Annotated in this window: 22 protein-coding genes; 3 read left to right on the top strand and 19 right to left on the bottom strand. The window is 52.5% G+C overall.

Features of this window, described 5'->3' with window-relative positions:
- Window positions 1-147: 147 nt before the first annotated feature.
- From E5336_RS10895 to E5336_RS10820, 16 genes are all read right to left on the bottom strand, one after another.
- Window positions 148-705 (bottom strand): VanZ family protein, encoded by a 558-nt coding sequence (locus tag E5336_RS10895; protein WP_135981130.1) that lies wholly within the window; start codon window positions 703-705, stop codon window positions 148-150.
- 86 nt (window positions 706-791) lie between these two features.
- Window positions 792-2,498 (bottom strand): phospho-sugar mutase, encoded by a 1,707-nt coding sequence (locus E5336_RS10890; RefSeq protein ID WP_135981129.1) that lies wholly within the window; start codon window positions 2,496-2,498, stop codon window positions 792-794.
- 127 nt (window positions 2,499-2,625) lie between these two features.
- Window positions 2,626-2,892 carry a phosphocarrier protein HPr gene (locus E5336_RS10885; protein ID WP_016319277.1) on the bottom strand — a complete coding sequence of 89 codons (267 nt, stop codon included), beginning with the start codon at window positions 2,890-2,892 and terminating at the stop codon, window positions 2,626-2,628.
- Window positions 2,893-2,951: 59 nt separating this feature from the next.
- Entirely contained in the window at window positions 2,952-3,374 is a 423-nt protein-coding gene (locus tag E5336_RS10880) for a 2-thiouracil desulfurase family protein (protein WP_135981128.1), read from the bottom strand.
- Window positions 3,375-3,386: 12 nt separating this feature from the next.
- On the bottom strand, window positions 3,387-4,829 hold the full coding sequence (gene glgA / locus E5336_RS10875; protein WP_135981127.1) for a glycogen synthase GlgA: 1,443 nt from the start codon (window positions 4,827-4,829) through the stop codon (window positions 3,387-3,389).
- Window positions 4,829-5,944: a glucose-1-phosphate adenylyltransferase subunit GlgD gene (gene glgD, locus E5336_RS10870; RefSeq protein ID WP_135981126.1), complete on the bottom strand. Its 1,116-nt coding sequence runs from the start codon at window positions 5,942-5,944 to the stop codon at window positions 4,829-4,831. Before glgD ends, glgA begins: the two co-directional genes overlap by 1 nt.
- A 12-nt stretch (window positions 5,945-5,956) precedes the next feature.
- The gene (locus tag E5336_RS10865) at window positions 5,957-7,096 is read right to left on the bottom strand and encodes a glucose-1-phosphate adenylyltransferase (RefSeq protein WP_135981125.1); all 1,140 of its coding nucleotides are present in this window, start codon (window positions 7,094-7,096) and stop codon (window positions 5,957-5,959) included.
- Window positions 7,097-7,382: 286 nt separating this feature from the next.
- Window positions 7,383-8,975: a potassium/proton antiporter gene (locus tag E5336_RS10860; RefSeq protein ID WP_168353655.1), complete on the bottom strand. Its 1,593-nt coding sequence runs from the start codon at window positions 8,973-8,975 to the stop codon at window positions 7,383-7,385.
- Window positions 8,976-9,032: 57 nt separating this feature from the next.
- Window positions 9,033-11,621: an ABC transporter ATP-binding protein/permease gene (locus E5336_RS10855; RefSeq protein ID WP_135981123.1), complete on the bottom strand. Its 2,589-nt coding sequence runs from the start codon at window positions 11,619-11,621 to the stop codon at window positions 9,033-9,035.
- A gap of 62 nt (window positions 11,622-11,683) precedes the next feature.
- Window positions 11,684-12,481, bottom strand: coding sequence for an ABC transporter permease (locus E5336_RS10850; RefSeq protein WP_168353654.1), 798 nt, complete (start codon window positions 12,479-12,481; stop codon window positions 11,684-11,686).
- Window positions 12,478-13,467: an ABC transporter permease gene (locus E5336_RS10845; RefSeq protein ID WP_277820856.1), complete on the bottom strand. Its 990-nt coding sequence runs from the start codon at window positions 13,465-13,467 to the stop codon at window positions 12,478-12,480. Before E5336_RS10845 ends, E5336_RS10850 begins: the two co-directional genes overlap by 4 nt.
- Window positions 13,464-14,321: an ABC transporter ATP-binding protein gene (locus E5336_RS10840; protein WP_135981120.1), complete on the bottom strand. Its 858-nt coding sequence runs from the start codon at window positions 14,319-14,321 to the stop codon at window positions 13,464-13,466. Before E5336_RS10840 ends, E5336_RS10845 begins: the two co-directional genes overlap by 4 nt.
- A complete protein-coding gene (locus E5336_RS10835) occupies window positions 14,311-15,216 on the bottom strand; it encodes an ABC transporter ATP-binding protein (RefSeq protein ID WP_135981119.1) in 906 nt (301 codons plus the stop codon). The genes E5336_RS10840 and E5336_RS10835 overlap by 11 nt, the downstream gene beginning before the upstream one ends.
- Window positions 15,217-15,255: 39 nt before the next feature.
- On the bottom strand, window positions 15,256-16,791 hold the full coding sequence (locus E5336_RS10830; protein ID WP_135981118.1) for an ABC transporter substrate-binding protein: 1,536 nt from the start codon (window positions 16,789-16,791) through the stop codon (window positions 15,256-15,258).
- A gap of 59 nt (window positions 16,792-16,850) precedes the next feature.
- The gene (locus E5336_RS10825) at window positions 16,851-18,080 is read right to left on the bottom strand and encodes a chloride channel protein (protein ID WP_135981117.1); all 1,230 of its coding nucleotides are present in this window, start codon (window positions 18,078-18,080) and stop codon (window positions 16,851-16,853) included.
- A 45-nt stretch (window positions 18,081-18,125) separates the two neighbouring features.
- Window positions 18,126-18,509, bottom strand: coding sequence for a desulfoferrodoxin family protein (locus tag E5336_RS10820; RefSeq protein ID WP_135981116.1), 384 nt, complete (start codon window positions 18,507-18,509; stop codon window positions 18,126-18,128).
- 132 nt (window positions 18,510-18,641) lie between these two features.
- Here E5336_RS10820 and E5336_RS10815 point away from each other — a divergent pair, with 132 nt between their 5' ends.
- Entirely contained in the window at window positions 18,642-19,541 is a 900-nt protein-coding gene (locus E5336_RS10815) for an RluA family pseudouridine synthase (protein WP_135981115.1), read from the top strand.
- On the opposite strand, the gene E5336_RS10810 is transcribed toward E5336_RS10815, so the two are convergent.
- The 3 genes from E5336_RS10810 to E5336_RS10805 are packed head-to-tail and all read right to left on the bottom strand — an operon-like array spanning window position 19,461 to window position 22,079.
- Window positions 19,461-20,759, bottom strand: coding sequence for a patatin-like phospholipase family protein (locus E5336_RS10810; protein ID WP_168353653.1), 1,299 nt, complete (start codon window positions 20,757-20,759; stop codon window positions 19,461-19,463). The two genes, E5336_RS10815 and E5336_RS10810, sit on opposite strands and share 81 nt — an antisense overlap.
- 26 nt (window positions 20,760-20,785) lie before the next feature.
- Window positions 20,786-21,169 (bottom strand): hypothetical protein, encoded by a 384-nt coding sequence (locus E5336_RS12470; RefSeq protein ID WP_168353652.1) that lies wholly within the window; start codon window positions 21,167-21,169, stop codon window positions 20,786-20,788.
- Window positions 21,170-21,212: 43 nt separating this feature from the next.
- Window positions 21,213-22,079: a pseudouridine synthase gene (locus tag E5336_RS10805; RefSeq protein ID WP_168353651.1), complete on the bottom strand. Its 867-nt coding sequence runs from the start codon at window positions 22,077-22,079 to the stop codon at window positions 21,213-21,215.
- Window positions 22,080-22,223: 144 nt separating this feature from the next.
- Between E5336_RS10805 and E5336_RS10800 the strand changes: the two genes are divergently transcribed.
- Entirely contained in the window at window positions 22,224-23,741 is a 1,518-nt protein-coding gene (locus tag E5336_RS10800) for a 4Fe-4S dicluster domain-containing protein (RefSeq protein WP_135981112.1), read from the top strand.
- 48 nt (window positions 23,742-23,789) lie between these two features.
- Window positions 23,790-25,718: an NAD(+) synthase gene (locus E5336_RS10795; RefSeq protein ID WP_135981111.1), complete on the top strand. Its 1,929-nt coding sequence runs from the start codon at window positions 23,790-23,792 to the stop codon at window positions 25,716-25,718.
- The last annotated feature ends 106 nt before the right edge of the window (window positions 25,719-25,824 follow it).

Raw genomic sequence — 25,824 nt, 5'->3', positions numbered from 1 at the left:
TTTTTATATCTTTTTTAAATAAATTTAGATGACAGATAAAAAGAGGAAAAAGGAGGGGTTTTGATGGATCTTTCTCATAACCGTCCAAAACTTCTTTTATACATTTTTAATTTTCAGACAACAAAAAAAGAGCGTTTCCGCTCTTTCTCACGATTCAAAGATTCCTTTTCCAACCCATGAAATCAACGAATAAACGATGGAAATCACTGTCAATCCCCCGATTGCGGTACAAGCGCCAAGCATATCAATGAGCACATCGCGCTTCGACATTGTCCTTCCCATGACATCGCCTTGATGGAGCTCGTCGAAAACCGCAAACACACCACATGCGAGGACGGTGAGAAAAATTCTGGAAAGCTTTTTGCATCCAAGGATAGCCAAAGTGATATAAATCATCGACGCCAACGCGAAGTAAATCGAAAAATGGGCTAATTTGCGCACATTTGCGTTCCAGTCGCTTCCATAAGGTGAAAAGCGGATCACGATTCCTTTGATTCGCTCTGACAAGGCCACCCCTTCCGGTGTGTTTTCCAGGCGATCCTTCACTTCCTGTTTCAATGATTCCGTCACACTTTCACTGCGAACGCTGGAATCAAAACCATCCTCGTTGGATAATGTATAAATCGAAAGCATAATGATTCCAGACAGCAGCACAAACAACATGGCGCAAAGAATCCGCAACACGATATTTTTTTTCTTTTTCATACTCGCCATTATAGCCGACAATGGGCAAGCTGACAACATTTCGTCCATAGATCCATTAAAAAAACCCGGAATCCGGGCTTTTTTGGTTATTCAGCGGTTCCTGTCAGTTCCGCCATCGCTTTTTGATAAGCGAGTGTCTTGTTGTGGGCGTCTTCTTTGTCTTTGCCAACAATGCAGAAATAGAATTTACATTTTGGTTCCGTTCCACTTGGACGCACCGCAATCCAGCTTCCATCCGCCAGATAATACTTCAACACATCCGATTTCGTGAAACCGGTCAATTCCGTCGTTTCACCATTTTCGGTAATTGTGCATTCGTTGTAATCCTCGGCGCGGACAACTGGCGTTCCATTGATTTCCTTTGGCGCGTCTTTTCTTAAATCCGCCAAAATTTGTTTGATCCGGTTCGCGCCCGCTTCGCCGGAAAGCGTAAGAGCCACTTGGCTTTCCTCATACGTGCCGTGCTGCGCGTACAAATCGTTTAAAACATCGACAAGGTCTTTCCCTTTTTCCTTGTAGTAAGCGGCCGCTTCCGCTAGCATCAAACAAGCTTGTGGAGCGTCTTTGTCACGAACAAACGGTTTGATCAACGAGCCATAGCTTTCCTCGTAGCCAAACACATAGTTCTTCTCGCCTGTTTTTTCATATTTTGCGACTTTTTCGCCAATGAATTTAAAGCCTGTCAGCGTTTTCTCCGTTTCAACGCCATGCGCCTTTGCGACTTTCTCTCCAAGGTCGCTTGTTACAACAGTATTGAACATCACCGGATTCGAAGGCATGATATCCTTTTCTTCCATTTGCGAAAGGATGTACTCAAGTAAAACAGCGCCCGATTGGTTACCGGTCATGACAACATATTCGCCATCGTGTTTTACTCCAACACCCATCCGGTCCGCATCTGGATCGCACACCAAAATGATATCGGCATCGTTGTCGGCAGCGTATTTCAATGCCAGTTCGTAAGCGCCCGGCTGTTCCGGGTTTGGCGTAGGCGTGTTCGAGAAATCCGGATCTGGCGAGCATTGCTCTTCCACCGGAATGCAATGATATCCAGCCCGTCTGTATACGACTTGCACCGGAATGTTCGCCGTTCCATGCTCCGGAGAGAACACGATTTTAATATCTTTTTTCACTTCTGGATTCAACTGAATTCCAAGAACTTTCGCGTAGTACGAATCGTCCACTTTTTTTCCAATAACTGTAATCCGTTTTTCCTCTTCCGGTGTGACATTCGTGTCGATTGCCAGTTCGTCTTCGATCGCATTAACTTGATCAATGACTTGGGCAGCAAGAGCCGGAACGAGCTGGCATCCTTTTTCGTCATACAATTTGTATCCGTTATATTCTTTCGGATTGTGGCTGGCCGTAATCATAATGCCGCCAAAGCAGCCCAGCTCCCGAACCGCGAAGCTTAGCTCCGGTGTCGGACGAAGCGATTCGAACACGTACGATTTAATACCGTTTTTCGCCAGCAGCTTCGCGCTGTCAAACGCGAATTCCCGCGACATGTGACGATTGTCGTAGCCGATTGCGATTCCCGCTTCGCAAGCCGCCTCCCCATGCGCTTTGATGTAGTTCGCAAACCCCTGGGTCGCCTTGCGAATCGTATGCAAATTAATTCGATTCGTACCAGGCCCCAGCAAGCCGCGCATTCCCGCCGTACCAAATTCAATCAGTGTGTAAAAAGCGTCGTTTTTTTCTTCCGCATCCATCGCTTTCAACACATCGAGATATTGAGGGTCCAGATTTGGATGTCCTACCCATTTTTCATATCTTTCTTCAACAACAGACATTCTAATTAATTCCTCCTCATTTTTTTCATTATAGCATCTAGCCGTCGATTTGTAATCGTTTTCATAATGAAACCTTTAAGAAAAAAAGTCTCAAACGAGACTTTTTTGTAATTCACTTTTTTCTGAATTAAGCGATGATTTTTTGTGCGCGCAATACTTCTTCGATCGCAGCGACAGCAGCATCTTCGTCCTCACCAGTGCAGCTAATCGTGATTTCAGACTGTGTCGGGATTCCCAAAGACATAACGCCCATGATCGACTTCATGTTTACTTCGCGTCCTTTAAAAGCCACGTTGATATCGCTTTTGAATTTGCTTGCAGCGTTTACCGCTACAGTTGCTGGACGAGCGTGAAGTCCAACTGGATCAATCACAGTTACAGTTACTTGTTTCATTATGTTTTCCTCCTAAAATCTAAGTGTATTTTATGCCATTTCATGCAATAAAACAATACCTATTCCAATATTTCTGATTCCGCTTCCATTATTGGAATATTTGACATTTTCAATTTTTGCGCGAAGACTCCGCTCCCCTCCACAAGCCGTCCGGAAAACGTTCCATCGTATACTTGATGGACTCCGCAGCTCGGCGAGCGCTTCTGCAAAATCACAAGATCGCAATCCTTTACCTGCTCCAAAGCGGCTTGCGCACCTTTCAAAAATTGCGCCGTCACATCATCGCCGTCTTTTGTCAAAATCCGCTCTCCAACCTTTTCGCAAGGTGTCCGCGGCGTTGGCAAACCGCCAAGCTGTTCCGGACAAACCAAAACGATCTCATCGTCCTGAAATTTTTTTAAAAGGGATGGCGCGTAGTTGCTTTCGCCGTTGTATTTACAGCATTTTCCCGCCAGACAGGCGCTCATTCCGATCTTTCTCATCTTTTAAACCAATTACTGGCCCATCAATTCGTTATACAGCAGCGAATACGTTCTGGCGCTCTTCTCCCAGGAAACATCCGAGTTCAGCGCGTTCGTCATCAACGTATCCCAATCCTCTTTCCGGTTGTAGAACACGTCGGCCGCGTAGTACAAGGTATGCACGAGATCGTTGGCGTTGTACGCCGCAAACGAGAAGCCGTTGCCGCTCTTGTCGTATTCGTTGTATGGAGCGACCGTATCTTTCAAACCGCCGGTTTCGCGCACGAGCGGCAGCGTCGCGTACCGCAACGAGCAAAGCTGGGACAGTCCGCAAGGCTCAAACAAGCTTGGCATCAGGAACAAGTCGGACGCCGCGTAAATGCGATGCGCCAGCGACTCGTTGTATCCTTTATAGAAAGCGATCTTTCCTTTATTCGAGTTTTCAAGCTCGCGGAAAGCGTCCTCGATCTTGCTTTCACCCGAGCCGAGAATAACCAGCTGAATCGGCGCGTTCGAAATTGCTGCCAGCTGCTCCATCATCAAATAAAAGCCTTTTTGCCACGTCAAACGGGACACGCATCCCACCAGCATGACATCCGGATTTTGCTCCAGGCCCAATTCGGCTTGCAAGCTCTTCTTATCCAGCGCCTTGCCCGCTTTCAAGTTGACCTTGTCAAAGTGGTAAGGGATCTCCGGATCCGTTGCCGGGTTCCAAAGCTTGATGTCGATTCCGTTCACGATTCCCCACAAATCGTATTTACGCATATTAAGAACCGCTTCCAGATGCTCTCCGTACTGCGGCGTCAAAATCTCCTGCGAATACGTCGGGGACACCGTCGTGATCTTATCCGAATACAGGATACCGGACTTCATAAACGAAATGCCGCCATCGAAGCGGACGTTGCCGTTGTCCAGCAAGTAGTATGGCAGACCTAAGCAGGAATCGAGCATTTCCGGCCCGAAATTGCCCTGGAACGCCAGGTTGTGGATCGTGTACACAAAACGAATCGAGCGATAACGCGCGTCGAAATCGTGGGTTTCCTTCACCATGCAAGGAATCATTCCCGTATGCCAGTCGTGGCAGTGAATGATATTCGGCCAGTAATTCAGCTGGTTGAGCATCTCGATCACGGCCTTTTGGAAATAGGCGAATCGCTCGCCGTCATCCTGATAGCCGTACAGTGTGTCACGCTCAAAATATCCTTGATGCTGAACAAAGAAGAAACAAACATTGTCCACCATCTTCGAATAAATGCGCACAGGCACTTCCTGATAGTTGATGGATACCGTATATTCCGCTGTAAAATGAAGATCTCCCATATATTTGTCCGCGATCTTCTTGTATAGAGGCATCACGACTTTCACCTCGTGACCAAGATCGCTCAACGCGGCCGGCAGCGAACCAATTACGTCCGCCAAACCACCGGTTTTAATAAATGGCAAGCCTTCGGAAGCGGCCATTAAAATCGAAGCCATTAAACAGTCTCCCTTCTTCCGATATAGAGAGGACTTTCTTCCGTACCCTCCAAGTCTTTTTTATGAATGATCCGGGCGCCTTTGTCCACGATCACGTTTTTCAAATTCGCGTTGTCGCCAATCACGGCTTCCGGCAAAATAATGCATCCGTCGATTTTCGCTTTTTTACCGATTTTAACGGCGCGGCCGATAATCGAGTTGTGCACGTTTCCGCTGATCTGGCAGCCGTTCGAAACGAATGTACGGCTTGTCGTTCCATCGTTCAAATAAATCGAAGGCGCGGAGTCGTAAGTACGCGTATAGATCGGCCAGTTCGGATCGCTGAAGTCTTTCATGTTCTCATCGTTGAGCATTTTCATGTTGCTTGCGTAATACGATGCCAAATCGTAGATTGGATACACGTGTCCGCGATAGTTGATCGCGCGAATATCCATTTCGCTGCACGAATCGTTCAAAATATCTTTCAGCCAGTACATTGAGCTTGTCGCACGGGCTTTTTTCACCAGGTCAATGAACACCTGCTTGGACATGATGTACGTTCCCAAGGATAAATTGCGCACTTTTGTCGCACCCAGATTTTCCTCGATCGCCAAAACGCCTTTCTGCTTGTTCAACGACAGCACGTCGCATTTGAGGAATGCCTCTTTCGCGTTGTCGATACGCTGATACAAAATCGAAACATCCGCTCCGCTGGCCACATGCGTATCCAGCAGATCCGAGTAGTTCGCTTTGTAAATGAAGTTAACCGGCGCGATGATCACGTAGTCGTTTGGATCCGACTCGATGTCGTTTAAATTTTCATAGTACATTTCCACATCCGGAACGGCATCCGCCCGCGTTCCATCCGGGAAAACCGGCACCAGCCCAAGGTGGCCGTGCTTCGAGTTGATATTGTAGTGGCGTCCCGATCCAATGTGCTCAAAAAGAACTTTCGGGTTCCCGTTGACATACACATCAATATCGAACATACCGGAATTGGTCATGTTCGAAATCGGAAAGTCCACCAGACGATAGCGTCCAATAAAGTTGAACGCCGCGATCGGTCTGTATTTTTCCAAACCTTCCACATAAACATTTGTATTGTTATAAGCAATGATTCCTAACGCGTTAAACATATTCGTTCACCCCTATTCACCTTTCCGCACACGCTTTGCGACCAGAGCGATTTCCTTGCTGTCCAAAGAACCCACGGTAGCTTCAGGATCGACTTTTACTCCTTCGGCGACGATGGCGCGGTACACTTTCGCACCCGCTCCGACATGAACGCCCGGCATGAGGACCGACTCGCGGACATCCGCGCCCTCTTCAATCGTCACATTGTTGAAAAGAACGGAATCCTTGGCGTTTCCTCGAATGATGGCGCCTTGGTTGATATAGCAGTGTTCCACTTTTCCATTCGGACCTACATAGTGCGGCATCGTCGGGATGTCCGCTGTGTAGATCTTCCAGTTTGGATCGTCCAAATCGAGTTCGTTGTTTTTGTTCAGCAAATCCATGTTGGCTTCCCAAAGCGAGTCGATCGTTCCAACGTCTTTCCAGTACCCCTCGAAGCGGTAGGCGTACAGACGCTTGTCCTGATTCAGCATCGAAGGAATGATGTCGTGGCCAAAGTCATGGCTGCTTCCTTCCCGTTTTGCGTCCTCGATCAGCTCCTTGCGCAGCAGCTTCCAGTTGAAAATATAAATTCCCATGCTGGCCAAATTGCTTTTTGGCTCCGCCGGTTTTTCTTCAAATTCAATGATGCGGCTCTCATCATCCACATTCATGATTCCAAAACGGCTCGCCTCTTTCCAGGAAACCGGAAGAACGGCGATCGTCGCGTCCGCGCTGTTGGCCTTATGGTCCGCCAGCATTTTGTCATAATCCATCTTATAGATATGGTCGCCCGAAAGAACCAGCACATAATCCGGGTCGAACGTATCAATGAATTCGATGTTTTGCGTGATAGCATCCGCGGTTCCGCGGTACACATCGAATTTCGTTCCATCTTTCTCACTTGGCGGCAAGACGTACACGCCGCTTCCTCGCGTATCCAGACCCCAGCGCTGTCCGGCGCCCGCGTATGCGTTCAACTCAACCGGCTCGTATTGCGTCAAAACACCGACAACATTGATATTCGAATTCGCGCAGTTGCTAATTGGAAAATCAATAATACGATACTTCCCACCAAAGTAAACGGCTGGTTTTGCGGTCTTTTTTGTCAGCTCATACAGACGCGTACCACGCCCACCCGCAAGTATCATCGCGAGCATATTATTTTGTTCCATATGTATCCTCCTATATACTATTAAGCTTAAAAAAATTATAGCACTTTTCAAATGAATTAAAAATGCTTTTTGGTTCAATTTGTAATCGTTTACAAAACAAAATCTACAAGTATTTTCCAGTTGTAATGCTTTTCCTAGGACAAGAAACTTCTTTTTTCAACAAAAAAAATCGAACGGTTTAAATGTACCAAATATTTGCATACATTTGCAACAAATATTTTTGATAAATGCGCTTTCATTTTTCGTGAAAAACATCACAAATCAACAGAAAAAAAGCCCTGTTTTCTCAGGACTTTACAAAAATCAAAAGATCGTTTCCACACAAAACCGTCGAACCATCCGGCACGATATACGAGGCGCCCCTCTGAATGCACACCAGGCGCTGAACATCCCCTTCAAGAGAGGACAACGGCTGTCCGATCCGCTCGTCCCCCTCGTCGATTCGCTCCTGATCCAGCAGCTTTCCAGCCGAATCGAATTTCGTTCCCGTCACAATCAACGTATCCAAAGGACGCAAAACGAAATCCCCGTCCGGTACGTGGCGTTTTCCATTTCGAAGCACGAGCGCCACAGCCAGTCCCGGCGGCAAACCGAGCTTTGCGATCGTCCGATTCGCGAAACGCGACGTCTTGTCCAGCTTCACTTCGCAAAAACAAAGATCGCCCTCCTCGCTGTAATCGTTAAATGTCTTAAACACGCTGTGGCTTTGATCCACCATATCCAGCTTTCTGGCCGCCCAGGGCAGCAGCGATCCCTGAATCACAATCGAAAACAAAACGACGCCAAACACTAGATGAAAAACATCCAGGCCGAATTCGGCTTGATCCACCATCGCCATAATCGCGAACACAATCGAAGCCGCCCCGCGCAAACCGGCGAAACTCACCAAAGCGCTTTGCCGCCACGGCGCCTTTTTCAGTCCTAAAATCAAAAACACCGCCAAAGGCCGGGACAAAACGGAAAGCGCGAGAAAAACCAAAAAGGAAACCGGCAGCATTTTGAAAATCAGCGCCGGCCGCGCGAGCAGGCCGAGAATGAAAAACAAGACGATTTGCATCAACGCGCTCAAGCCGTCGAAGAAATGCACCAGCTCCTTTTTTTGACCGATTTTCGCGTTGCCCATCAAAATGCCGGTCACATACACCGCCAAATAGCCATTGCCACCCAAAACGGAAGCCAGTCCGTACGAAGCCAAAGCGCAAGCGAAAATGAAAATCGTCAAAAAGCCGGCGATCTCCAAATCGACTCGCCGCAAAAACAAACGCCCGAGAAAAAACACGATCCATCCCGTCAAAAAGCCGACAACGATTTGAACGACAAGCATCGCCACCACGCTCGAAGCCGACATGCCGCCCTTCATCATCGTCAAAACGATGAGAACGAGCATATAGGACATCGGATCGTTGGACCCCGATTCCACCTCCAGCAAGGAGTCAGTATGATACTTTAACGAAAGGTTTTGCGAGCGCAATATGCTAAACACGCTTGCCGCGTCGGTCGAGGAAACCAAGGCGCCCACGAGCAACCCGGTCAATGGGGCGAACCCCAAAACGAAAACGCAAAACGCCGCGGTCGCAAACGCGCTGATCGCCACGCCGAAACTCGCCAGCAAGCCGGCCGAAACAGCGGTTGATTTCGCTTCCTTCCAGTTGGTTCCAAACCCGCCGTAAAACATCACGATGATCAGCGCGCAAGAGCAAATCGTTTCCGTTAGCGAATAATCGTCGTAACGCAACGTCGAGAAAGACCCGTTGCCTAGAAAAAGCCCGAGGACGATAAACCCCAGCAGCATAGGCAGCTTCACTTTCGAAGTCATTTTTTCTACGACGACCGCACAAAAAATGAGCACAGCCGCCATTAAAATCCACATTTCCATCATAGTTCCATTATACCCTGCCGAAAAGAAAACGAAGGCGTTCATACACCTTCGTTTCGATTATTCGCTTCGTAAAGCTTCCACCGGATCTTTTTTCGAAGCCATGCTGGCCGGAATCAAGCCCGCAAGCATCGTCAGCACCAAATTGATCGCCACTAAAATCGCGCCACCCTGCCATGGCAGCACGGCGATGTTCGCCACATCCGTATAGTGCTGCACGATCATGGAAATCGGCAAGTTGAGCAAGACGGTGATGCCCACGCCAATCAGACCCGCGATCAAGCCGACAATGAATGTTTCCGCGTTGAACACCCGGCGCACGTCGCGCTTCGAAGCGCCCATCGCCCGCAAAATCCCGATTTCCTTTTTGCGCTCCAGCACCGAAATGTACGTGATGATCCCAATCATGATGCTGGAAACGATGAGCGAAACCGACACGAATCCAATCAGCACATACGAAATCATGTTGATGACGTCGCTGACCCCCGAAAGCATGACGCCAATCATATCGTTGTACGAAATGACGTTTTCCTCGTGGCCGAGCGCTTCCTGCTCTTCGTTGTACGCCGTAATCAAATCGCCCAGCGCCTCCTTGTCGTCAAACGAGGACGCGTAAATCGAAATCGAGCTTGGCGTGTCGCGGTCGACGGCCCCCAGCTTGATCATGTTGGACGCATACGTCGCGTTGGCGTTTTCGCTCATCGTGTTCATATACTCCATCAGCTGCTTTTGATCGAGCTGCGCCAGCTGCATTTTTTCGGCATCGCTGAGCGCGTTGGGATCGAACGCCTCGTCCGAAAAGGCGCGGCCGGTAAACACATTGATTTCCTTGTTTTCTTTTTGTTCCCGGACAATGTCGCTTTCGTTCGTCTTTTCAATGATATAATCCTGCATCGCCTGCGGATAGTACACGCCGCCCATGCTCGTGTGCGAAACCGTCGACTGCGCCGGCCGGATGATTCCGACGATTTTGACGTCCAATCCATCGCGAACGAGCTGGTCGACAAACGCCTCGTCCTCGCTTTTGTCGATCCAGAGATTTCCCTGTTTTTCGTAAAACGCAGAATTGAGTACGAGCTTGAACGTCGTGTCCAGCAATTCGTCTTTCGTATACACCACACTTTCGCCCGGCTCGATTTCGTCGATTTTTCCCGCTTGCAAATCGTTGTAGTTGTCCACCAGTTCATCCTGGTCCATCAAACCGAGCGAATACATCGTATAGTCGCTGATCTCGTTGTTTTCATCCACCTCGATCACCACTTCGTCATAGTTTTCCGGCCAGTGTCCATCCACTAGTTCATACTCGTCGTCGCGCAAAGCCTGGCTGTCTGGCAGCCGGTTCCACACCTCGTTTCCCGCGTTCATCGAACTCGACAAAAACTGCTCGCGCAGCGACATCATGTCCGACATCCCGATGGCTTCCATCAAGCCGTTGGGCGCCACTTGCACAAGTCCCTTTTCCGTTTTCGCGTTTGGGTTGTAGGCGTGGATCGTCAAATCGTAGTCGTATTCGATCGCTTTGGCCAGCGACCGGAACGCCTCGCCGTCTTTGGACTGCAAAAACGTCTTGAATTCGGTTAAGTTGTTCGACTCGGTCTGGGCGATGGACGACAAAATCTTGTTCGCGAAGTTTTTCGTGTAAATCCGGTCATCGTCGTGGCCGGTCCGCTCGTCGCCCATATCCATCATCGCGCCCATCAGCACCGACATGTCCATCGTATTGTCCTCGATCGTAATCGGATACGACGTCATCGTGTCGTTTTCGACCGATGTGATATACGACTGCACGCCATTGGACAGCGACATGATCAGCCCGATGCCAATGATGCCAATGCTGCCTGCGAACGCCGTTAAAAACGTTCTGCCCTTTTTCGTCATCAAATTGTTGAGCGAAAGCGACAAAGCCGTCCAAAACGACATCGAAGGCTTTTTGAGCGCTTCTTTGCCCGCTTCCTCCAAATTCTCTTTCTCGTCGACCGGCTTCGAATCGCTCACGATCTGCCCGTCTTTGAGCTCGACGATCCGTGTCGAGTACACATGCGCCAGTTCGGGATTGTGCGTCACCATCACGACAAGGCGGTCCTTGGCGATTTCCTGAAGCAAATCCATGATTTGCACCGAAGTCTTTGAATCCAGCGCTCCCGTCGGCTCGTCCGCCAGCAAAATATCCGGATCGTTGACAAGCGCTCTGGCAATCGCGACCCGCTGCATTTGTCCACCCGACATTTGCGTCGGCTTTTTGTTGAGCTGGTCGCGCAAACCGACTTTCTCCAGCGCCGCGACGGCCCGCCGCCGGCGTTCCTCTTTTTCGACGCCGGTCAAAGTCAGCGCCAGTTCGACGTTGGAAAGAACGCTTTGATGCATGATCAAATTGTACGATTGAAACACAAAGCCGATTCGATGATTCCGGTACGTGTCCCAGTCTTTATCCGTGTAGTCTTTTGTCGAGCGGCCGTTGATGATCAAGTTGCCCGCGTTGTAGTTGTCCAACCCGCCAATGATGTTCAAAAGCGTCGTTTTCCCGCACCCGGAAGGCCCCAATATGGAAACAAACTCGTTGTCACGAAACGTAATCGTCAAATCGCGAATCGCGTGGACAAGTCCGTCCCCCGTGACATAGTCTTTCACTAAATGCTCACATTTCAGCATAAATTTCTCCTTTTTGATTGAGCCTATTATACACTTCCAGCCGTCAAAAAGTCCATAGCGCGTTATACATTCCAGCGCCGCCGCATAAATTCGCCCAAATCGCTCAAACACGTCATGACGAGCACAAGAAACACGCCGGGAACAACGATCATCCACCACGTGCCCGCCAGAAACGCCTGGTCGGCCATCGACAGCAAACTTCCCCACGAAACGCGCTCGAATCCGATGCCAAGCCCCATGAAGCTCAACGTCGACTCAAACACGATCGCGTCGCGCACGCTCATGACCAGCATATAGGCGATCGACGGAAAAAAGTTGGGAAACAAGTGTTTTCGCAGCAAATAAAACGGACCGGCACCCATCGCCCACGCCGCCTGTACAAACGGCTCGCGCCGCAGCGTTTGCACTTCCGCGCGCACGACAAGCGCCAGCGGGATCCAGCTCGTCAAACCAATCACCAGCGCGAGCGACCACACCGAGCCTTCTCCTCCCAGCGACTGAATGAGCACCACAAGCAGCAGCGAAGGCACGCTTAGCACGATTTCCATCCCCTTGCAAAGCAGGGCATCCACCTTCGAACTCGAAAAGGCGCACGTCGTTCCGACCACGATCCCGACGATCCCGCTCACCAGCGCGCCCAAAAAGCCGATGGCCAGCGACACCCGTCCGCCGCTCCAAATCATCGCGAACAAGTCCCGGCCCAAATGGTCGGTACCAAACCAGTGCAAGACACCCGGGGCGATATTCGCCTGTCCCAGCTCCATGCGCGGGGGTTGCGCCGACGCCAGCGAACAACCAAAAACGACGAGACCAAGCCCGGCAAACGCGACGACTGGAAACCGCTTTTTCCTTTTCCTCATAGCCATTCGCCCTCGCTTTCACGAAGGATTTGCGTATCGTCCTGCGTTGGATCCAGACGATGGGCCAGCGCGTTGACGAGCCCGTTGGCCATCAAAACGACCGTCCCGCTCAGCAGCACCGTGAGCATGAGCACGTTGTAGTCGTGGTAACGCGCGCTCTCGTACGCCAGCGCGCCAAGACCCGGATACGAAAACACCATTTCCACCACGTATGTGCCCCCTAAAATATGCGGCAGCGCGATCGCCATCAACGACAAGTAGCTTGGCAGCACGTTGGGCACGCCATGACGCCACACGATCCGCCCAAGCGACAAGCCGTTCGCTTGCCCTAGCAGTACATAGTCTTTACCAAGCTCCTCGAGCAGGCGGTTTCGCACGAGCGCGGCGTAATACCACACGTGCGAAATAACAAGGACAGCCAGCGGCAGCACGAGATGGGCGAGCCGGTCCAGCACGTCGCTCTGGCGGCCAATCGTGTACGCCCCCGACGCCGGAAGCCATCCCAGCGTGACCGAAAACACGAAAATAAGCAAAAGACACAGCCAAAATTCCGGCACGCACGCGGATACGGTGCCCGCCTTCACAAGCACGCGGTCCAGCCACGTTCCTTCGTGCAGCGCGCAGCCGACCCCGATGAGCAAACTAGCCAGAAACAGCACGATGTACGCCGCCCCGCCAAGCAAAAGCGTATTGCCAATACGGGCCGCCAGCACGTCGCCGGCAGGCTGCTTATATTGAAACGAAAGGCCGAAATCACCATGGACGGCGCGTTCGAGCCAACGTCCGTACTGAACGAGAAGCGGCTCGTCAACACCCAGCCGTTTTCTAGCTGCCGCCTTTTGCGTCTCGCTCATCTTTTCCACGCGTTCGCCATAATACGACACAAGCGGATCGCCAGGGGCCAGGCGCGCGATTGCGAACGTGACAAACGACAGCACGAACAGCGAAACGAGAAACACGCTGATTTTCTTTCCGATTCGTTTCATGACCTCTTTCCTTTCCATACCACATGCTCCAAGCTGACTTCTTCGTACGCGCCATCTTTTTCAATGGGCTGTTCAAATAAAAAGTCATCCCGCCGCGCCTCGTCCACGTGGAGCGCCGCGGCGATGAGCGCTTTCGTGTGCGGATGGCGCGGATCGCCAAACAAGTCTTCCGTGCGCGCCTGCTCGACGATACGCCCGCCATACATCACCCCGACGCGATCCGCCACGAAACGGATCATATCCAGGTCGTGTCCAATCAAAAGTAGCGCGAAGCCCTCCGTTTCCTGCAAGTCTTTAAACACATTGACGATTTGCGCTTGTAGCGACACGTCAAGCGAGGCAATCGGCTCGTCGGCCACGAGCAAGTCCGGCTCCAAAGCGAGCGCTCTGGCGATGGCCAGCCGCTGCAGCTGGCCGCCCGAAAGCGTGGCGCATGAACGCTCCATCAGCGAGATGTCGAGCCGGCAGCGCGCCAGCAGCGCTTTCAACCGCGCCTCGTCGACCGGCCGCCCCGTGATGCGAAACGGCTCCTGCAGCACTTCGCGCACCCGGCTTTTTCGATCGAGGCTCGCCGCCCCTTCCTGAAAGACAATGGCTCTTTTTTTCGCGAGTTCCCTTCGTCTGGTCCGGTTTGGCTTTTTCGAACACGGCTGGCCGTCGATCCAAATCGAGCCCTCGTCCCACGTTTCCAGCTGCATGACGCAGCGCGCCAGCGTCGTCTTGCCGCAGCCGCTCTCGCCAATCAAGCCGTACACTTCGCCTTGATGAATCGTCAAACAAACGTCGTCCAGCGCCTGCACGCTGCCATACGCCTTCGAGACGTGTTCGAGGCGCAGCGCCTGTTCATCGCGCATCGGATGCTCCTTTTGGCACCGCGGCCCAATGCGTCGAGGAAAACGGCCGCATCGCCTCCTCGGAAAACGCGAAGCCGGAAAGATCGGGCAGCCGCGGCTTTCCGAGGTTTCGCGAAGGCAACGCGTCCAGCAGCGCTTTCGTGTACGGGTGCAGCGGATGGGCAAAGACGTCTTCCTTTGTCCCGATTTCGACGATTTTTCCAGCGTACATGATCGCGACCCGGCTGGCGAAGTGGTACGCGGCCGCCAAATCGTGGAGCACCAAAACGATCGTCATGTGGTTTCTCTTATGCACATCGGCGAACAAGTCGAGGATCCGACCCGCGACGGTCGGATCAAGCGCGGTCGTCGGCTCGTCCGCCAGCAAAACGGATGGTTCCTTGAGCAGCGCCGTCGCGATGACAACACGCTGCTTCATCCCGCCGGAAAGCGCGTGGGGATACTGCGACAGCACCCGCGCCGGATCGTGGATGCCGACTTGCTTCAACGCGTCGAGCAGCCGCAACCGGCGGGCCGGTTTTGAGAGTTCGGGCCGATGCAGCTTGAGCACCTCGTCCATCTGCCGGCCGACTTTCATGACGGGATCGAGCGCGGTTTGCGGATTTTGGAGCACGACGGCAAACGCTTTTTTCCGGATGGTTCGGCTTTCCTGTTTCGAACACGCCAGCAAATCGACCCCTTCATAGCAGATCGCGCCGCTGTGAATGACGCCTTCCTTGCACAGCAAGCCGGCTATCGTTTTGCACAGGACGCTTTTTCCGCAGCCGCTTTCCCCGACAACGCACAAAATCTCGCCGGCCTGGATCGTCAAATCGACGCCACGAAGCGCCCGCAGCTCGCCTTGCGGCTGTAAAAACCGCACATCCAGATTTTCAACCTCGATGATTTTCTTCATTCCTCTCTCCTTTCAAACGAAAAGGGGAAACGTGTCCCCTTAACTGATCGTCCATTGCTCGATGTTTTGGAAGATGCCCACGCCATGATGGCCAAGCACCTGCTCTGGAACGATGCCGCGCACCCGGCTGTCGGCGACGTAGTCGGCATCCACGTAGCAAATGAACGTAAACGCCGGATCTTGTGTCAGCGCCTGCAAAAAGCTGGCATACGCTACCTTGCGCGCCGCGGGATCGGCGCTGCTTCGAGCCGCCTGCAAATAGCGGTCGACATCCGCGTTGGTGTACGACGCGTAGTTGGCCGCCTGCCCGCTGCCGAACACCTTGAACGTGTGGTCGTCCGCGTCAAACGGCGATCCCCAGCCGATAACGTACGCCATCTGCTTGCTCCAGTCGACTTGCGCGGGCACGTCAATCGAACAGTCGATACCGACATCGTTGAGCTGCTGGGCGACGATCCGGGCAATGTCCTGCCGGACTGAATCGTCGGCGGGCGCCACAAGCGTGAAACCGATGATTTCTCCATCCCGCTCATAAAAACCGTCCTCGTTTTTGACGCATCCGGCCGCCTGCAAAAGCGCCTCGCTTTTTTGCGGATCGTAGTCAAAGCGTTCCATGCCTTCGTCGTTGTACTCGTTTTTCTGAATCGGGGAGTAGGCCGCCTCTCCTTGCCCGAGCAACACGCTTTGCACGATGGCGTCGCGGTCGATGGCGTAGCTGATGGCCGGGATGATATCTTTGTTTTGGTGCCAGTACGGGTTGTTGAAGTTGTACAATATGCCGCGGTAGTCGGCGGTTTTCATATCGTAGACGTCGAAGCCTTCCATGTCTTTAAAACCTTGGGCATCCTTGGGCGCCAGCTGGGCCAGATCCACTTCTCCGCCTCGCAGCTGCAAGGCCCGGGCGTTGCTGTCGGGAACGATCTTGAACACGACGTTTTTTATGTTTGGCTCCCCGGCAAAATACGCGTCGTTGGCGCGCATCGTGATCGCCTGGCCGGTTTCCCACGCTTCCAAGGCGTAAGGCCCCGTTCCGACGGGATGGCGGAAAAAGTCCGACGTCTGCATGTCTTCCCCTTCCAGGCAGTGCTTTGGCAAAATCGGGATCGACATATAGTCGATAAACGCCACGTTTGGCTCCGCCAGCTTGAAAATCACGGTTTGCCCGTCGGGCGTCTCAATGGATTCGACATCCATAAAGTTGGCCGCGTTTTCCGATTCGTTGTCCGGATCCATGATGGCTTCGATCGTGAACTTTACGTCTTCGGCCGAAAATGGCTCGCCATCGTGCCACGTCACGTCGTTTCGCAAATGAAACGTCCATGTTTGCGCGGCCTCGTCGTACGTCCAGCTTGTCGCCAGGGCGGGCACGACATCGTTGTTCTCGTCGTGGGCCGTCAGACCGTCGAACAACAGCAAATTGATTTCGCCGTGCTCGTCGACGATCGGGTCAATGCGCGTATAGTCCTGCGACGCGTAAACAAGGGTGTCGGCTTGTTTTTGAACCGGTTTTTGGCAGCCCGCCAGCAATCCGAAAGCCAGAAGCCCGGCAATCCATTTCCTCTTTTTCTTTTTCATTCAACTCTTCCCCGCTTTCTTTTCATTTTTTTATTGTATCCGTTCGAGTGGACTTCAGGTCAACCCTCTCTTTGCTGCAAAGCGTAAATCGACTTGTTCCGGTTCACTAAATACGCCACCGAGCAAACGATGAAAAAAAGCGGAAAATACTGAAACCCAAACACTTCCATCCCGATCATAATTGGCGCCAGGTACGTGTTCGTGCCCGCGCCAAACACCGCCGCGTAGCCAAGGGCCGCGCACATCGTTGGCGGAATGCCGAAAACGCCCGACAAGCAAAAGCCCAGCGTCGCCCCGATCGCGAACAACGGCGTCACCTCCCCGCCCATAAAACCAACGGAAAGGCACAAAATCGTCATCGCGAATTTACAAATCCAGTCGTACCAGTACACGGTTCCGTATTGAAAGCTGGCCGCGATCAAATTTTCGCCCAGCATGCTGTAGCGGCCATTATGCAGCACAAACAACAGCGCCGCCGCCACGATCGCCCCCAAAAAGACGCGCGTGTAAGGATCGGGGATCCAGGCCGCGATTCGGGCTTTTATCTTTCCGAGCCCCCAGGCGAACGCCCCGCCCACGATGCCAAAAACAATGCCTAAAACCACGAGCGGAATCATGACTTTCCAATCCAGCTTGTACGCATAGACGACAAGATCATAGCTGCTTTTGTACAACCCGAACTGGCTGGAAAGCCACGCGGCGCTAAACGAAGCCGTCAGCGTCGGAGCCATCGCCCGAAATTTCAGCACGCCGGCGACCAGCACTTCCATCGCGAAAAAAATCGCGGTAAACGGCGTTCCGAACAAGCCGGAAAATCCCGCGGCCATGCCGCAAACTAAAAAAATCGTCTTGGCGTTCTCGTATTTTTTAAAGCGCTCTCCAATCACGTGGGAGACGGTCGCGCCGATTTGCATCGCGACGCCTTCCCGGCCGACGCTGGCGCCAAACAAATTGGAAATCCACGTTCCGGCCGCCATGAGCGAGATCAGCCGTTTTGGAATGTGCCGGCTGATGCCTTGCGACACTTCAAAAACAAGATTCATCCCTTTGATCGCGTTCTTTCCCCATTTTTGAAACAAGTAGACGATCAACAGCCCGGCGAGCGGCAGCCCGAGCAAAAGCTTGCTGCCGACGCTTTCATGAATGTCGATCATCGCTTTCAAACCGTAGCCAAACAGCACCTCAAACACGGACACAAGCAGCCCGATTCCGATGCCAAGCAGCGAGAGGACGACAAGCTCTTCGTAATTTTGCAAGATTTTTTTTAATTTACCCCATACACTTTCCATACCTACCTCCACAAAAAAAGCCGGATCATTCCGGCTTTTATCATACTACAGTTCGAGTTCTTTTTTCCAAAGTCCGTGCAAATTGCAGTACTCGTACACAGTCACTTTTCCGTTTTTGTCTTTGACGTCGAATACCGCCACCGGTTTTTCTCCCGGGATCAGCGATTTGCGTTCAACGGATCCATCCGGATATTCAACCCAGATGTTCGTAATGAAGTGCTCTGGAAGCATTGGATGCTCGATTTCACCAACTTGAACAAACAGCTCGTCGCCTTCTTTTTTTACCGCCGGCACGTGTTTTTCCTGCGCTGCGTCCGTCGATCCGGCTTTCAATTCAACCATTGGCTCTTCGTTGATCGTCAATGTCACTTCTTCTGGCGCGCCAAGCACTTCGACAAGCTCGCCGTTTTTTCCTTTAAATAATTTCATTGTATATCCTCCTGGAGCGATCGTTCGCTCTGATTTCTTTTTAAACCATTTCCATTATAGAAAAAAAAGATCAAAATGTCCATTCGATGAACTTGCGTTGCGGTTTTTCGGTTTTTGCGCTATCGTGTTCACATGACAACATTTCACGTACAACCTGATGGCCGCGTCCTCGTCCGCCCCGATCAAAGCATGACGATCGCCACGTGGCTGGACACCTTTAAAATCTCGAAGGCGGCGCAAAAAAACATCGTTCTTCCTTCCTCGATTCACCCGAACCGTCCTTTTTCCGTCACGCTCAAACGCTTCGATTCGCCAGTCTGGCACGAGCAGGAAGCGCGCATCGTGTATGAAGACGACACCTGCCTTGTCGCGTACAAACCGGCCGGATCGCTCGTGCATGACGATGGCAGCGGCGCCTGCACGCTGGAAGATGGCGTCAACGCCTATTTGGCCCGCCAGGGCTTTCCTTTTCGGGCCAAGGCGTGCCATCGGCTCGATGTCGAAACGTGCGGCCTGGTGCTCTTTTGTAAAATCCCGTTTTTACAAAGCTTTTACGACGCGCAGTTTCGCGACCAAACCATCCAAAAAGAATATTATTTGATCACGCAGGGGCGCCCAAAACAAAACCAGCAAATCGTCGAGCTGGCAATCGCCCGCGACCGCCACGACGCGCGCAAAATGATCGCCCGTCCAGGCGGCAAGGAGGCGACCACGATTTTTCAAACCTTGCGCGCCGATGGCGGATTCGCGTTGCTGAAAGCGCGCATCGTGCACGGACGCAAGCATCAAATCCGCCTGCACGCGGCACAAAGCGGCTTTCCAATCGTCAACGATCCGTTGTACAATCCGAACAAAAAACATGGCGTCCTGCTGCTGCAATGCTTTCATCTCGGGTTTGTTTCCGCCCAAAACAAGCAAAAGACCGACATCGAAGTCGGTCTGGATCCGTCTTTAGCGCGCTTTGCTCAAGTACATATGCAAGGCGTACCACACCTGGGCCAAGACGTACTGGATCTCGAAAACGGTTTTTAGCGGTTCGTAAACAAGCGGAAGACGCCCTTTGTTTTGAACGAGAACCATATGGAAGAAGTGTAGCACTTCTTCTTTTTTTCGATTGTGCAAAAACTCGTGAAGCGCCTTTGGATTTTCCAAAGCCGCCGGTTCGGGCAGGCTGGCGAGCCGCTCGTCCAAATCGCGCAAAAAGTGGTTGAAATCATAAAGCCGGACCGGATCCATGCCGACTTCGAACGCCAGGCATTCGATAAGGCGGCCATAGCGGTACGCCTCGGCGTAGCGGTTGGCGAGGGGCGCGGGCTTGTATCCAAGAATGCGCATGTACGCCTTTTCCGTCAATTCAAACGAAACCTCGATCCGCCCATGCAATACGAGATCCAAATACTTCTCGCACATATAAATCTTTGGCCAGCTGCTTCGATCAAACGTAAACAAATAGCCGCAAAAACGATCATAGTACTTCATCGTTTCCAAGTAACCGATGCGCAAAGAGCGAACGGCTTGCGCCTGGCTGAAATCGAGGAAGTTGCCAATGGGCAGCAGCGGCTGGATCCGCTTGATCAAACGGGAATCGTCGTCGATACGGCGAACCCGTCCCGGACCATGCACGTCGATGACGACAAAGTCATCGGCCCCCATCGTCTGACAAAGCTGGATGGGAAGGTTGTTTTCAAAGCCGCCGTCGATATACAAGTCGTCGTGGATCTTCGCCATCGGAAAAGCGGGAAAGCACGAGGCCGAAGCCAAAATGATGTCGACCGCGTCGTCCTTTGTCATGTCTTTTTTATAAAACGCCTCCCCTTTCATCGTCGTCACATTGAAAGTCATGCACGCGAAGTCGATTGGCGAAGCCATAAACCGGTCGTAGTCGAACATGCGGCTCAAGCTGTCCCGCAGCGGTGAAATATCGGTTCCCTCCTTCATATAGCCGCGAAGAAAAGCGAACAGCTGGTCCCGGTTGGCGACGATTTCTTCAAAATTTTCCGGAATCGCCGGCATGTCGGCCACAATATGGCTAGGCTGCAATTCGTGAACGAATCGAATGAGCGGTTCGATGGTTTGCTGGGTGTATAAGGCGCCGACAATCGCGCCGATGCTTGTGCCGCTCACACATTGAAACGAGATCCCGCAGTCTTGAAACGCCTGCCAGGCTCCCACCTCATAGCATCCGCGGGCCCCGCCTCCACCAAGGACGAGTCCGTGGATCTTCGATTGATTTTGTTGTTTTGAAGTCATACGCCCAGTATACCATACCCCTTGTCTCAAAGCAGGGTGGACACTACGACGCCTAGCGCCAGGCACGACACAAACGGAACGAGCGGGCATCGGCGGACTTTCACCAAGACAAAGCCGGCCAAAACGGCAATCAGCAGGCACTGGTTCATCGCCGCGGGCTCCAGCAGCGCCGCCAACTCGAACAAATACACGACGTCCGCGTATCCGATCCATTGCGTTCGGATCGCCCACAAAGCAAGGGCGGTTAGCGGATAAGCAAAAGAAAGCGGCTCGATGGCCTGAAACTGCGCCCAGACCAATGGAACCGAAAGAAGGATCCAGCGCTTCGGAATGGTGTAGGTTTTGTAGTCGATCCGGCCAATCCAAAGCCAGTAAATGAGCCAGAGGCTCTTCCAAAAAATATTCTCCATACCTTTATATACGACAAAACGCAAAAAAAAGTGACCTGCATTGTCACTTTTTAAACTCATTTTGCTCCATTTCCATTTCAATCGGGTCGATTACGATGCGATACGCGTCCAGCTGCATGTCCTCTAGGCGATGGCTTCCGTATTTGCGGTCGCCAACGAGCGGAAAGCCTAGAAACGCCATGCAGGCGCGGATTTGATGAAACCGTCCGGTCACAAGCTCCACTTTGATCCACGTCGCGTCTTTCTCGAAGCGAAACGGATGGACGCGCATTTGCGCTTTCACATACCCTTCCCGCGGCTGGGCGCTTACTTTCGCGATGGTGTCGATTTTTTTCAAATACAGCGTCACGTCCATGTCGTCGCGCAAATGGCCTTCGACTTTGGCGTGGTAAAACTTGTGAACCAAATGCTGTTGAATGGCCGCGTTGATCTCCCGCGCCGCGTACGCGTTTTTGGCGCCAATCACAAGGCCGGATGTGTTGCGGTCAAGCCGGTTGCAAATGCAGGGGGCGAAATGGTTTTCACGCTTTGGATCGTACTCGCCTTTTCGATACAAGTAAGCCCGTAAACGCTCCACGAGGCAGTCCTGCCCTTCTTTGGCGCTTTGGGAAAGCAGGCCCGCGGGCTTGTCGGCGACCACGATGTTGTCGTCCTCGTAGACGACATCGAGATTGGAATTGAAGAGCACTTTTTTTTCTTTTTGCACTAGCACGTCGTCGGGCAAAAAAAGCAAAATCACGTCGTCGGGCTGCAAGATTTGCGCGAAATCCGCACGTTTGCGGTTGACCTTGATTTTCTTGTTTCGAATGGCTTTGTACATCATGCCCTTTTTCAGTTCGGGAAACGTCTTCTCCAGAAACTTGTCGAGCCGCTGGTTGGCATCGTTTTCATGAATCCGTATTTCTTTCATTGCTTGGTTCCTCATCTATATCGTCTGTATTGTACCACGTCCTTTTCCTTCTGCCTGAAGTTGTGCATTTTTTCACGAATTTTGGTTTCTTGTCCGGCCGTTTTCCGATATAATAAGTAAAGCAAATGAATAGAAGGAGAAATTATGAGAGGAATCTATAATTCAGTGACCGATATTCGCCGGAAAGTCTTTTCGGAAATCGCCCGGATGGCTTACGCCGACGACATCGACTACGCAAAACGGATCGAAGAGATCCCTTACGAGATCCTGCCGGGAACGAAGGCGAAATATCGCAACAGCATCTTCCTGGAACGTGCGATCATTGGCGAGCGTCTTCGTCTTGGAATGGGGCTTCCGCTTCGTGAAATGGCCGAATACGGCGCGCTGAGCGACGGCATCGAGGAAAGTGTCATTGCCACGAAATATTATGATGATCCTTTGATCAATATAATCAAGTTCGCGTGCAACGCGTGTCCGGAAAAAAAGGTCTTCGTGACCAACGGCTGCCAGGGATGCCTTTCCCATCAATGTACGGAAGTGTGTCCAAAAGACGCGATCCACATCGTGAACGGCCGCTCGCTGATCGACCAGGACAAATGCATCAAGTGCGGACGCTGCATGGACGCATGCCCTTACTCGGCGATCGTGAAAATCGAGCGTCCTTGCGCGGCGAGCTGCGGCATGAACGCGATCGGCAGCGACGAGGACGGCAAGGCCGTGATCAACTACGATAAATGCGTCAGCTGCGGCATGTGTCTGGTGAACTGCCCGTTTGGCGCCATCGTGGACAAAGGACAAATCTTCCAGACCATTTACTCCATCAAGGAGGGTGACGAGGTCATCGCGGCCATCGCGCCGGCGTTTGTCGGCCAGTTTGGTCCAAGCGTCACGCCGGACAAAGTCAAAGCCGCTTTAATGTCCCTTGGTTTTGCGGACGTGGTGGAAGTGGCGATCGGCGCCGACTTGTGCACGATCGAGGAAGCGGCGGACTTCCTGGACAAGGTGCCTGAAAAACAGCCGTTCATGGCAACGAGCTGCTGCCCGGCATGGTCCGTTATGGCGAAAAAGGAATTCCCGCAGTTCGCCCCTTACATTTCCATGGCGCTGACGCCAATGGTTTTGACGGCGCGCATGATCAAAAAAGACCATCCAAATGCCAAGGTTGTCTTCATCGGGCCTTGCGCGGCGAAAAAACTGGAAGCCAGCCGCAAATCCGTGCGCTCGGATGTCGACTTTGTGCTCACGTTCGAGGAAGTCATGGGCATGTTCGAAGCGAAAGGCATCAATTTGGAACAAATCGTCGCGGAGGAACCATTGCTGGCCGGAACCAACGATGGTCGCGGATTCGCTGTCAGCGGCGGCGTGGCGAAAGCCGTGAAAAACGTCATCGAGAAGGAACATCCGGAAATGCAAGTGAAAGTGCAGGCCGCCGAAGGCTTGAAAAACTGCAAGACGATGCTCATGATGGCGAAAGCCGGCCGTTTGAACGGATATCTGCTCGAAGGAATGGCTTGCCCGGGCGGCTGTGTCGCCGGCGCCGGTACGCTGCAGCCAATCCCGAAATCGAGTGCGGCTGTCAAACGGTACGCGACCGAAAACGAAAAGAAGACGTCGGATGAGTCCGCTTACGCCGATCGTCTCCATGAATTATCAGAAGGTTAAGATCCAAGCCATCCTAGCGGATGGCTTTCTTTTCATAAAGGAGTCACTATGAAACGTTTCAACTACTACAAAGTCGCCGCGGCGACACCGCCTGTCCACATTGGCAACCCGAAAAAAAACGTCGACGGCATGCTGGAAATCGCCCGCGGGCTAGACACCGACACCCAGCTGGTCGTCTTTCCCGAGCTGGCCGTCAGCGGCTACACTTGCCAGGACTTGTTTTACGAGGAAGCTTTGCTGGAAGCCTCGCAAGCCGAGCTGCTTCGCATGGCCAAAGAGCTGCCCGCCAACCTGGCTTGCGTCGTTGGCGTCCCGCTCGTTGTCGAAGGAAAGCTCATCAACGGCGCGGCGTTCCTTTTCAACGGAAAGGTGCTTGGCGTCTATATCAAATCCCACATTCCCGGGTATAACGAATATTACGAGCCGCGCTGGTTCACGCCGGCGCGCGAAATCCAGACGCGTCAAATCACGCTGGGTAACCAAACGGTTCCTGTAGGCGATCGAATCCTCTTTTTGGACCGCGCCTCCAAAGCGTGCATTGGCATCGAAATTTGCGAAGACTTGTGGGTCGCCATTCCGGTGAGCTCGAACCATGCGCTAGCCGGCGCCAACGTTCTTGTCAACTGCTCGGCATCCAACGAAGTCATCGCCAAAGACGACTATCGCCGCGAGCTTGTCCGCCACCAGTCCGCCGCCACGTACAGCGGGTATGTGTACGCCAGCGCGGGACGGGATGAAAGCAGCTCGGATCTTGTGTTCAGCGGTCACGACCTTATCGCGGAAAACGGCGCGATTTTAGCGCAGACGACGCTGTACGATCCGCAACCCGTTTTGTATGGCGAAATCGACTTGCAGCATTTACGCACCGACCGGCTCCACTTTAAAACGAGCCTGGAACAGCCGGCTTTGGCGGATTATCGCGTCGTCGAGTTTTCCTCTTCCGTTCCGGAAACCATCGAGCTGACGCGGCGCATCGACGCTTATCCTTTTGTGCCGTCCGATATCGACCAGCGCATCGCGCGCTGCCACAAAATTTTAACGATTCAGGCGTGCGCGCTGGCGACCCGGCTAAAAAAAATCGGCTGTACCGACGTGGTGCTTGGTATCAGCGGCGGACTGGACTCGACTTTGGCTTTGCTTGTCGTGGCCAAAGCGTTCAATATGCTCGGCTATGAGCCAAGCCATATCCACGCAATCACAATGCCTGGATTTGGTACGACGGCGCGCACAAAGTCGAACGCCGACCAGCTCATGGAAATCTTAGGCGCGAGCGCCCGGGAAATTTCGATCGTGGACGGGGTGCGCCAGCACTTCGCGGATATCGGCCACGACGAGAGCACGCGCGACATTACATATGAAAACTCGCAAGCCCGCTACCGGACGATGCTTTTAATGGATCTGGCGAACAAGCACAACGCCATCGTCATCGGAACGGGCGACTTGTCGGAGCTGGCGCTTGGCTGGTGCACGTACAACGGCGACCATATGTCCATGTACGCCATCAACGCTTCGGTCCCAAAAACGCTTGTGCGCTATATCGTGGAATCCGTCGCGATCCAGGCGCAGCAGGAAGGCGATACCGCCCTGGCCACCGTGCTGCTCGATATTTGCGACACGCCGGTGTCCCCGGAACTTCTCCCGCCCCAGCAGGATGGAACGATTGCCCAGAAAACGGAAGAAGTGCTCGGCAGCTACGACTTGCATGATTTCTTCCTGTACCATATGCTTCGGTTCCATGAATCGCCGAAAAAGATTTTCGCGTTATGCTGTCTGGCGTTTCCGAAAGTGTCCAAAGAAACGATCCGGCAGGCGATCACGACTTTTTACCGCCGCTTCTTCACGCAGCAGTTCAAGCGCAACTGCATGCCCGATGGCGTCAAGGTCGGCTCGATTTCCTTTTCCCCGCGTGGCGACTGGCGCATGCCAAGCGACGCGGACCGCTCGCTGTGGATGGCCGAACTCGATCAAATCGACTAAGGAACCCCGATTTTTGCCGTTTCCGTTTGGAAACGGTTTTTTGTAACTCAAAAGGGGCTGTAACGGGTAAGTAAAAAAATATCCGGCTCCCGAAATAAAAAAAGGA

Origin of the sequence: Dubosiella muris (assembly GCF_004793885.1) — a bacterium.
Classification (GTDB): domain Bacteria; phylum Bacillota_I; class Bacilli_A; order Erysipelotrichales; family Erysipelotrichaceae; genus Dubosiella; species Dubosiella muris.
Note: the sequence above shows the minus strand (reverse complement) of the source record. Positions and strands in the feature narration are given on the sequence as shown.

Excerpts from the sequence above, each read along its gene's own strand:
- E5336_RS10805 (WP_168353651.1), bottom strand. The coding sequence starts at position 22,079 with ATGAAAGAAATACGGATTCATGAAAACGATGCCAACCAGCGGCTCGAC.
- glgD (WP_135981126.1), bottom strand. The coding sequence starts at position 5,944 with ATGTTTAACGCGTTAGGAATCATTGCTTATAACAATACAAATGTTTAT.
- E5336_RS10850 (WP_168353654.1), bottom strand. The coding sequence starts at position 12,481 with ATGAGGAAAAGGAAAAAGCGGTTTCCAGTCGTCGCGTTTGCCGGGCTT.
- E5336_RS10835 (WP_135981119.1), bottom strand. The coding sequence starts at position 15,216 with ATGAAGAAAATCATCGAGGTTGAAAATCTGGATGTGCGGTTTTTACAG.
- E5336_RS10830 (WP_135981118.1), bottom strand. The coding sequence starts at position 16,791 with ATGAAAAAGAAAAAGAGGAAATGGATTGCCGGGCTTCTGGCTTTCGGA.
- E5336_RS10815 (WP_135981115.1), top strand. The coding sequence starts at position 18,642 with ATGACAACATTTCACGTACAACCTGATGGCCGCGTCCTCGTCCGCCCC.
- E5336_RS10810 (WP_168353653.1), bottom strand. The coding sequence starts at position 20,759 with ATGACTTCAAAACAACAAAATCAATCGAAGATCCACGGACTCGTCCTT.
- E5336_RS10855 (WP_135981123.1), bottom strand. The coding sequence starts at position 11,621 with ATGCTGAAATGTGAGCATTTAGTGAAAGACTATGTCACGGGGGACGGA.
- E5336_RS10895 (WP_135981130.1), bottom strand. The coding sequence starts at position 705 with ATGAAAAAGAAAAAAAATATCGTGTTGCGGATTCTTTGCGCCATGTTG.
- glgA (WP_135981127.1), bottom strand. The coding sequence starts at position 4,829 with ATGGCTTCGATTTTAATGGCCGCTTCCGAAGGCTTGCCATTTATTAAA.
- E5336_RS10795 (WP_135981111.1), top strand. The coding sequence starts at position 23,790 with ATGAAACGTTTCAACTACTACAAAGTCGCCGCGGCGACACCGCCTGTC.
- E5336_RS10820 (WP_135981116.1), bottom strand. The coding sequence starts at position 18,509 with ATGAAATTATTTAAAGGAAAAAACGGCGAGCTTGTCGAAGTGCTTGGC.
- E5336_RS10800 (WP_135981112.1), top strand. The coding sequence starts at position 22,224 with ATGAGAGGAATCTATAATTCAGTGACCGATATTCGCCGGAAAGTCTTT.
- E5336_RS10880 (WP_135981128.1), bottom strand. The coding sequence starts at position 3,374 with ATGAGAAAGATCGGAATGAGCGCCTGTCTGGCGGGAAAATGCTGTAAA.
- E5336_RS10865 (WP_135981125.1), bottom strand. The coding sequence starts at position 7,096 with ATGGAACAAAATAATATGCTCGCGATGATACTTGCGGGTGGGCGTGGT.
- E5336_RS10885 (WP_016319277.1), bottom strand. The coding sequence starts at position 2,892 with ATGAAACAAGTAACTGTAACTGTGATTGATCCAGTTGGACTTCACGCT.
- E5336_RS12470 (WP_168353652.1), bottom strand. The coding sequence starts at position 21,169 with ATGGAGAATATTTTTTGGAAGAGCCTCTGGCTCATTTACTGGCTTTGG.
- E5336_RS10840 (WP_135981120.1), bottom strand. The coding sequence starts at position 14,321 with ATGCGCGATGAACAGGCGCTGCGCCTCGAACACGTCTCGAAGGCGTAT.
- E5336_RS10890 (WP_135981129.1), bottom strand. The coding sequence starts at position 2,498 with ATGTCTGTTGTTGAAGAAAGATATGAAAAATGGGTAGGACATCCAAAT.
- E5336_RS10825 (WP_135981117.1), bottom strand. The coding sequence starts at position 18,080 with ATGGAAAGTGTATGGGGTAAATTAAAAAAAATCTTGCAAAATTACGAA.
- E5336_RS10860 (WP_168353655.1), bottom strand. The coding sequence starts at position 8,975 with ATGATGGAAATGTGGATTTTAATGGCGGCTGTGCTCATTTTTTGTGCG.
- E5336_RS10845 (WP_277820856.1), bottom strand. The coding sequence starts at position 13,467 with ATGAAACGAATCGGAAAGAAAATCAGCGTGTTTCTCGTTTCGCTGTTC.